This is a genomic window from Variovorax sp. IB41, assembly GCF_016405905.1.
Taxonomy (GTDB): domain Bacteria; phylum Pseudomonadota; class Gammaproteobacteria; order Burkholderiales; family Burkholderiaceae_C; genus Variovorax.
The window spans coordinates 1-8,380 of record NZ_JAEFCB010000038.1; the positions used below are offsets into that span (position 1 = coordinate 1).

8 protein-coding genes are annotated in these 8,380 nt (G+C 68.5%); 1 reads left to right on the plus strand and 7 read right to left on the minus strand.

The features are described 5' to 3' along the window. On the plus strand, positions 1 to 1,529 hold a 1,529-nt coding region (groL, locus tag JC881_RS32055; RefSeq protein WP_198789788.1), incomplete at its 5' end, for a chaperonin GroEL. Between the two features lie 163 nt (positions 1,530 to 1,692). Here groL and xylB read toward each other — a convergent pair. The 7 genes from xylB to JC881_RS32090 all read right to left on the minus strand — a co-directional run. Further along, positions 1,693 to 3,162, minus strand: coding sequence for a xylulokinase (gene xylB, locus JC881_RS32060; protein WP_198789789.1), 1,470 nt, complete (start codon positions 3,160 to 3,162; stop codon positions 1,693 to 1,695). 22 nt (positions 3,163 to 3,184) lie between these two features. After that, positions 3,185 to 4,141, minus strand: coding sequence for an AraC family transcriptional regulator (locus tag JC881_RS32065; protein ID WP_198789790.1), 957 nt, complete (start codon positions 4,139 to 4,141; stop codon positions 3,185 to 3,187). Between the two features lie 31 nt (positions 4,142 to 4,172). Then, complete coding sequence (locus JC881_RS32070) at positions 4,173 to 5,120, minus strand: carbohydrate kinase family protein (protein WP_198789791.1); 948 nt, start codon at positions 5,118 to 5,120, stop codon at positions 4,173 to 4,175. A gap of 19 nt (positions 5,121 to 5,139) precedes the next feature. Further along, complete coding sequence (locus JC881_RS32075) at positions 5,140 to 5,811, minus strand: transaldolase family protein (protein ID WP_198789792.1); 672 nt, start codon at positions 5,809 to 5,811, stop codon at positions 5,140 to 5,142. 99 nt (positions 5,812 to 5,910) lie between these two features. Continuing rightward, a complete protein-coding gene (locus JC881_RS32080) occupies positions 5,911 to 6,699 on the minus strand; it encodes an L-iditol 2-dehydrogenase (protein WP_198789793.1) in 789 nt (262 codons plus the stop codon). Beyond that, on the minus strand, positions 6,696 to 8,075 hold the full coding sequence (dalD, locus tag JC881_RS32085) for a D-arabinitol 4-dehydrogenase (RefSeq protein ID WP_198789795.1): 1,380 nt from the start codon (positions 8,073 to 8,075) through the stop codon (positions 6,696 to 6,698). Before dalD ends, JC881_RS32080 begins: the two co-directional genes overlap by 4 nt. Positions 8,076 to 8,160: 85 nt before the next feature. Then, on the minus strand, positions 8,161 to 8,380 hold a 220-nt coding region (locus tag JC881_RS32090), incomplete at its 5' end, for a TOBE domain-containing protein (RefSeq protein ID WP_198789794.1).

Genomic DNA, 8,380 nt, shown 5'->3' on the forward strand with positions numbered 1-8,380 from the left:
GCTCGTTCGGCGCCCCCACGGTGACCAAGGACGGTGTGTCCGTGGCCAAGGAAATCGAACTCAAGGACAAGCTGCAGAACATGGGCGCCCAGCTCGTGAAGGAAGTGGCCTCCAAGACCAGCGACAACGCTGGTGACGGCACCACGACCGCCACGGTCCTGGCACAAGCCATCGTCCGCGAAGGCTTCAAGCTGGTGGCTGCCGGCATGAACCCGATGGACCTGAAGCGCGGCATCGACAAGGCTGTCACGGCCCTGGTCGCCGAGCTGAAGAAGGCTTCCAAGCCCACCACCACCTCCAAGGAAATCGCGCAAGTCGGCTCCATCTCGGCCAACAGCGACGAAACCATCGGCAAGCTCATCGCTGACGCGATGGACAAGGTCGGCAAGGAAGGCGTGATCACCGTGGAAGACGGCAAGTCGCTGGACAGCGAACTGGACGTCGTCGAAGGCATGCAGTTCGACCGCGGCTACCTGTCGCCCTACTTCATCAACAACCCCGAGAAGCAATCGGCGTTGCTGGACAACCCCTTCGTGCTGCTGTTCGACAAGAAGATCAGCAACATCCGTGACCTGCTGCCGGTGCTGGAGCAAGTCGCCAAGGCTGGCCGTCCGCTGCTGATCATTGCCGAAGAAGTCGAAGGCGAAGCCCTGGCTACGCTGGTCGTGAACACGATCCGCGGCATCCTGAAGGTCGTGGCCGTCAAGGCGCCTGGCTTCGGCGACCGCCGCAAGGCCATGCTCGAAGACATCGCCATCCTCACGGGCGGCAAGGTCATCGCTGAAGAAGTGGGCCTCACGCTCGAGAAGGTGACGCTGGCCGACCTGGGTCAAGCCAAGCGCATCGAAGTGGGCAAGGAAAACACCATCATCATCGACGGCTCCGGCGCTGCCGGCGACATCGAAGCCCGCGTGAAGCAAGTGCGCGTGCAGATCGAAGAAGCCACCAGCGACTACGACCGTGAAAAGCTGCAAGAGCGCGTGGCCAAGCTGGCCGGCGGCGTTGCAGTGATCAAGGTCGGCGCTGCCACCGAAGTCGAAATGAAGGAAAAGAAGGCCCGCGTCGAAGATGCACTGCACGCCACCCGCGCTGCCGTGGAAGAAGGCGTCGTGGCTGGCGGCGGCGTGGCGCTGCTGCGTGCCAAGCAAGCCGTGGGCGAGTCGGTCAAGGGCGACAACGCCGACCAGGAAGCCGGCATCAAGCTGGTGCTCAAGGCCATCGAAGCGCCCCTGCGCGAAATCGTGAACAACGCCGGCGGCGAAGCCTCGGTGGTGGTGAACGCTGTGTTGGCCGGCAAGGGCAACTACGGCTTCAACGCTGCGAACGACACGTACGGCGACATGCTCGAGCTGGGCATCCTGGACCCGACGAAGGTCACCCGCACCGCACTGCAGAACGCCGCTTCGGTGTCCTCGCTGCTGCTGACGACCGAAGCCATGGTCGCTGATGCACCGAAGGACGAGTCCGGCGCCGGCGGCGGCATGCCCGACATGGGTGGCATGGGCGGCATGGGCGGCATGGGCATGTAATTTCGCTCGCCCCCAGGCTGCGCGGCACTTCGTGTCCGCTACGCCAACCCCCTACCGGGGGCAACACCTGCGGCCCGGCAAAGCCGGTTCCGCGGTGTTTCGCGAAACAGAAAAAAGCCCCGCTTCGGCGGGGCTTTTTTCATGGGCGAACGGTACTGCGGATCTATCGAAACTGATCGCGCAGCGCCATGTACAGCACCTGGAATCGCGCATGCCGCGTCCTGTGCCCATCGGCCCCTTCGGACGAAGGCGTGAGCTTCTGTTTGACCGGCGGCAGCGTGCACACCTCGGCCACCGCGCCACCATCGGCCAGCCATGCGAGCCGCGCCGCGCCGAGCGCCCCGCCCGTCTCGCTGCCCGCATACAGCGTCAGCGGCACCTGGAAGATGTCGGCCAGCAACTGCCCCCACCAGATGCTGCGCGCGCCACCGCCCACCAATGCGACTTCGCGCAACGGCATGTCGGCTGGCAGGCGCAGCGTGTCGAAGCCGTCGCGCAGTCCGAAGCTCACGCCCTCGACCACCGCATAGGCGATCTCGGCCGGGCCATGCGCGTGCGTGAGGCCGAACAGCGCGCCCTGCGCATTCGGGTTGTTGTGCGGCGAGCGTTCGCCCGACAGATACGGCAGGAACAGCGGGCAGCGCGCCCGGTCCGCCGGCGCCACCGATGCCGCCGCTTCGAGCAGCGCGGCCTCGTCGGCGAACTTGAATGTCTTCGCGGCCCAGCTGACTGCGCTCGCGGCCGAGAGCATCACCGACATCTGGTGCCAGCGCTTGGGCAGCGCGTGGCAGAAGGCATGCATCGCCTGCGCGGGGTTCGGCAAAAAACGATCGGTGGAGACGAACACCACGCCCGACGTGCCGAGCGACACGAAGCCCTGCCCCGGCTCGACCAGCCCCATGCCGACCGCGCTGGCCGCGTTGTCGCCCGCGCCACCCGCGATGAGCACGGCGCCACTGCCCACGCCCCAACGCTCGGCCAACTCGGGCTTGAGCTGCGCCGACACCTCGCTGCCTTCGACCAGCCGCGGCATGTGGTCGCGCGTGAGCCCCGTGGCCTCGAGCAGTTCGTCGGACCAGTCGCGCGCACCCACATCGAGCCACAGCGTGCCGGCCGCATCCGACATCTCGCTGACCGCCTCGCCGCTGAGCATGAAGCGCAGCCAGTCCTTGGGCAGCAGCACGCGCGCCGTGCGCTGGAAGATCTCGGGCTCGTGCTCGCGCACCCACAGGAGCTTGGGCGCCGTGAACCCGGGCATCGCGAGGTTGCCCGTGATCTCGCCCAGGCGCGGCACGGCGCGTGTGAGCGCCTCGCACTGCGCGCCGCTGCGCCCGTCGTTCCAGAGGATGGCAGGACGCAGCACCTCGCCCGCCGCATCGAGCAGCGTCGCGCCATGCATCTGGCCCGACAGGCCGATGGCGCGCACCGCCGACAGCGCTTCCGCATGCGAACCCCGAAGCTGCGCCATGACCTCTTCGAGCGCCTGCCACCATTGGCTGGGCGCCTGCTCCGACCAGAGCGGTTGCGGCCGTTCGACCGTGAGTGCCGCGCGCGCCACGCCGACGATGCGGTGATCGCCCGCGAGCAGCAGCGCCTTGAGCTCGGACGTGCCGAGGTCGAGTCCCAGATACAAGATGAGCTCCCTGCTTTTCTGACTACGAAGAAATGCCCGAGCCGAAGCGCGTATCGGCCTGGCGCCGGAATTCGCTGGGCGTCATGCCCTTGATCTCCAGGAAGCGCCGGTTGAAATTCGCCACGTTGTTGAAGCCGACCTGGTAGCAGATGTCCGTCACGTAGTGGTCGGTCTGCATCAGCAGGTGGCACGCGCTGTTGATGCGCACGCGGTTGACGAAATCGGTGAAGCTGTTGCCCGTGGAGCGCCGGAAGAAGCGGCTGAAGCGGCTCTCGCTCATGCCCAGTTCGGCCGCCACGTCCGACATCGAGATCGGCTCGGCCATGTTGTTGGTGATGCGGTTGACGACGTCGTTGATCTGGTCGACCTGCGCATCGCCGTCGCTGCCCTGCACGCCCTGCATCTGCACGCTCGAGAGCAGGCGGTAGTCGGTGCATTGCGCGAGGTCGGCCATGAATTCCAGGAACAGCCCGAGCCGGCGCACGCCGCGCGCGGCCTTGATGTTGTCCCAGTGCGCCTGCGCCTGCTGCGACATGCCGAAGAACTCGATGCCGTGGCGCGCGCGCTCCAGCAGCTGCATCACTTCGCGCAGCTCGGAAATCTCGGCAGCAGCCCGCTCGATCGGCTCGTGGCGGAACTGGATCACCCGGTCGCGCCCCGCGGCGCCGCCTTCGGGCACGTCGAGCGAGATCCAGTTGTGCGGCAGCCGCGGCCCGCACAGCACCAGGTGCCCGGGCTGGAACGGCCCGATCCAGTCGCCGATGAAGGCCTTGCCCGAGGTCTCGGTGATCAGGTGCAGCTCGTAGTCTTCATGGAAGTGCCAGCGCACCAGCGGGCTCGGAAAGCCGTGCGCGAGGCATCGCACCAGGCCGGTTTCTTCGGGCGCCTCGTAGCCCAGCGAGGGCGAGCGCGCGAAGTCGCGCTCCAGCTCGGGTTGGCGCTGACGGGGGACCGAACGTTTGCGTGGGGACGTCGTCATGGCGGCAGAAGGGCAAGGCCTGGAAGCAGCCTCAATTGTCCGCCTGGGCGAGCGCGTTGTGAACGGCTTCCAGGGTGGGTGGGTCCGCGCCCTCGCGGGTGCAGTTCAGGGCGGCGGCGGTGGCGGCGAAGCGCATCACTTCGATCCAGGCCTCGTCGCTCAGTTCGCCGAGCTGGGCCGGATGCTCGACGCCGTGCGCGAGCAGCGACACCGAGAGCCCCGCCGTGAAGGTGTCGCCCGCGCCGATGGTGTCGACCACGGTGATGCGCGGTGCCGCGACGGCGAGCGGTTCGCGCCCCGTTCGCCAGAGCGTGGCGCCCGCGCCGCCGCGCGTGACGATCACCGCGCGCGCGCCGGCCTGGAGGCACTCCGCGGCCAGCGCATCGACCGGCTGACCGGGCGCGAGCAACTCCGCGTCTTCGTCGCTGAGCTTGACCAGGTCGGCCATCGCCAGCCAGTTCGTCACGCGTTGGCGAAAGGCCGCCATGTCCGGGATCAGGCTCGGCCGCACATTGGGGTCGAACACGATCACGCAGCGCCCGGCGTTGGCGGTGATGAGGTCGGCGATGCGCGTCGACGCCGGTTCCTGCAGCAGCGAGATCGAGCCGAAATGCAGGAAGCGGCACTCCGCCGGCAACTGCGGCAGCGGCTCGGGCGACCACGTCGCATCGGCGCTGCCGCTTGTGTAGAACGCATAGCGGTTGGTCTCGGGCGTGCGTTCGACGAAGGCCAGCGTCGAGGGCGCGTGGCTGCGAAGGATGAAGCTGGTGTCCACGCCATTGCGCGCGAGAAATTCCATCAGCCGCTCGCCGAACAGGTCGGTCGACAGCTGCGTGAAAAACCCCGTGTGCACGCCCAGGCGCGCGCAAGCCACGGCCGTGTTGAGCGGCGAGCCGCCCTCGTGGCCGAGGAACGCCAGGGTGCCCGCCTCGCTGGCGGTGAAATCGATCAGGGCTTCGCCCGTGAGTGCAATGCGCATGGTGCTTGAATCTTGTAGGTCAGCTCAGTTCGCTGGCATCGTCCAGGAAGCCGCGTTCGCCGGCCAGCGTGGCGGGGTGGTCCAGCAGTTCGGCAAAGAGGCGCGGTGGAATCGTGATGGCGCCGACGCCCAGCGCGAGCAGCGACAGATACGCCTCGCGCGAGCGGATGCTCGCCACCAGCAGCCGCGTGCCCGACGACGGCCGCTGCGCGACCAGCGACTGCATCTGCGCGATCAGCCCCAGCCCGTCGACACCTGAATCATCGAGCCGCCCGAGATACGGCGCCGCATAGGCCGCACCCAGTTGCGCCGCGAAGTGCGCCTGCTCGGGCGCGTACACGGCCGTCCACGTCACGGGCACGCCTTGCGCGATGAGCCGCGCGCCGGCATCGAAGCCCTGGCGCGTGGCGGGAATCTTCACGACCAGCTGGCCGCGGTCGAAGTGCGAGAGCAGCGCCTGGGCGTCCTCGAGCATGCCGTCGACGTCGCTCGAATACACCTGCGCCTGCACCTGCCGCACGCCCAGGTCGAGGCAGCGCTTGAGCAGGCCGGGCACCTCGCCGCGGCCGATGCCTGCGCGCTTGAGCAGCGTCGGGTTGGTCGTCACGCCATGGACCACCGGGTGCGGCAGGCAGGTCTTCAGTTCCGCCAGGTCGGCGCTGTCGAGGTAGAGATGGAAATCGTCGTTCATGGGCCGCAGGCTGCAAGGGACGCCGATCTTCTCACCGTGCCGGTCGCGATGCACCGCCCAAAAGGGGACGGTGCCGATACTTTCTTAGCCGGGCTCATTTCAGCTCATGACGTTGCCGCCATCGACATTCAGCGTCTGCGCCGTGATGTAGCGGGCCTCGTCGCTGGCAAGGAACACGGCCGCGCCCGCGATGTCGCTTGGCATGCCCATGCGCCCGAGCGGCACTTCGAGCCCGACGCGCCGCTTCTTCTCCCCAAGCGGCAACCCTTCGGCCTTGGCGAACAGGCTGTCGACGTGGTCCCACATCGGCGTGTCGACCACGCCCGGCGAAATGCCGTTCACGCGGATGCCATGCGGCGCCATCGCGAGCGCGGCGCTCTGCGTGTAGCTGATGACGGCTGCCTTGGTCGCGCAGTAGTGCGACACCAGCGCCTCGCCGCGGCGCCCCGCCTGCGAGGCCATGTTGATGACCGACGCGCCCTGCGTGCCGGCCCCGACCATGTGGCGCAGCACCGCCTGCATCACGAAGAACATGCCCTTCACGTTGACGGCGAAGAGCTTGTCGAACGAGGCCTCGTCGCTCTCGAGCAGCGGGGCGAGATCGAACACGGCTGCGTTGTTGAAGAGCGTATGCACGGGGCCGAACGCGGCGATCGCCCCGGCCAGCAAGCGTTGAATGTCCTGCGTGCGCGTGACGTCGGCCGCGATGTAGACAAGGCGATCGGGATGGCGCTGCTGCACCGCGCGCACCGCGTCGGGCGCGCTGCCGGCACGGTCGATCACGCTGCAGCGCGCGCCTTCGGCGATGCAGGCCTCGGCCACCGCAAGACCGATGCCGCCGCCCGCACCGGTCAGCAGCACATGGCGGTCTTGCAGGCGTCCGCTCATTTCACGTCGCCTTCGACAAAGCGCACGACGCGCGCGCAGGCCTTGCGCACTGCCTCGACCAGCCGCGCATCGCCCGCGAGGTCGCCCCACAGGCCCGCGTCGGCACACAGCGCCGCGACCGGATCGGCCGCATCGCAGATCGCGTGCGCCACCGCCTCATCCATGCTCTGGTCCTGGTAGGCGTAGGGCAGCGCGCCGCGGTGCCAGCGCTGCAGGAAGGCCAGGAACAGCGCCGGCAGCGTCGCCACGCTGTCGATGCCCTGCCCCGCGGCCAGGCGCTCGCGCACGGTCGGCGCGATGAAGCCCGGGATCTTGGAGAAGCCGTCCGCCGCCACGCGCTGGTTGGTGTCGCGGATCGCGGGGTTGCCGAAGCGGTCGAGCACCACGTCGCGGTACGTCGCGAGGTCAATGGGGCTGGGGCTCAGGCAGGGAATGACGTCGTCGGTCACGTAGTCATGCGCCATCTTGCGGATGGCCGCGTCATGCGTGCCTTCGTGGATGAACTCCAGCCCGATCAGCGTGCCGGCCCACGCGATGCAGCTGTGCGTCGCGTTGAGGATGCGGATCTTGGCCTCTTCGTACGGCTGCACCGACTCGACCAACTCCACGCCCACGCGCCCCCAGTCGGGCCGCCCGGCGATGAAGTTGTCCTCGATGACCCACTGGATGAAGCTCTCGCCCGTGATCGGCGCGGCATCGTCGCGGCCCGTCGCTGCGAGCACGCGCGCGCGCAGCTCGGGCGGCGGCCGGGGCGTGATGCGGTCGACCATCGCGTTCGGGCAGCGGGTGTTGGCGACGGTCCAGGCCAGCAGGTCGGCGTCGCCCGCGCGCTCGATGAATTCGAGCAGGCCGCCGTGGAAGCGGTCGCCGTTGTGGCGCAGGTTGTCGCAGTTCAGGAGCGTGACCGGGCCCGCGCCCGCCGCCTTGCGCGCGCGCAGGATCGCGCACACCGCGCCATAGATCGTCTCCCCGGCCTCGCCGCGCCGCGCGCGTTCGATGTCGGCAGCCAGATCGGCGAACGACAGGTCCAGCTTGTTGTCCTTCGCGTCGAGGTAGTAGCCCGCCTCGGTCACGGTGAACGAGACGATGCGGGTCGAAGGCGCCGCGCCGCGCGCGATCACCGCGGCCAGCGACGGCTCGTAGGGCAGCACCTCGCGGATGGCTTCGATCTGCTCGTAGCGGTACTCGCCCGCGGGCGACACCGTCTCCAGCGTGTAGCGCCCGCCCTGCGCCCGCAGCGCCGCGACGACCTCGGCCATGTCGGGCCGGATGTTGGCGCCCGACAGCGACCAGCGGGTATCGCCCGCCTCGATCAGCCGCTGCAGGTAGACGGCCTGGTGGGCGCGGTGGAACGAACCCAGGCCCAGGTGAAGCACCGTGAACTCCGAAGGAGCCGGTGGTGTGTGCGCGGTAGACGCTGCTGCGAGAGTCACGGGAAATGTCCGAAAAGAATGGGAGGAATCACGCGGAGACCGAACGGCCTTCGCGGTTGAAGAGATGCAGCACCGACGGGTCGAGCTCGACCGCCACGTCGTCGCCGGCCTGCAACGGCGTGCGGTCGTTCTGGCGCGCGATGAGCGGCACGCCGCCCACGTCGACGTGGATCAGCGTGTCCGCGCCCAGCGCCTCGATCAGCTCCACGCGGCCCAGCACGTCCGACACCGGCGCGCCCTGCTTCGGG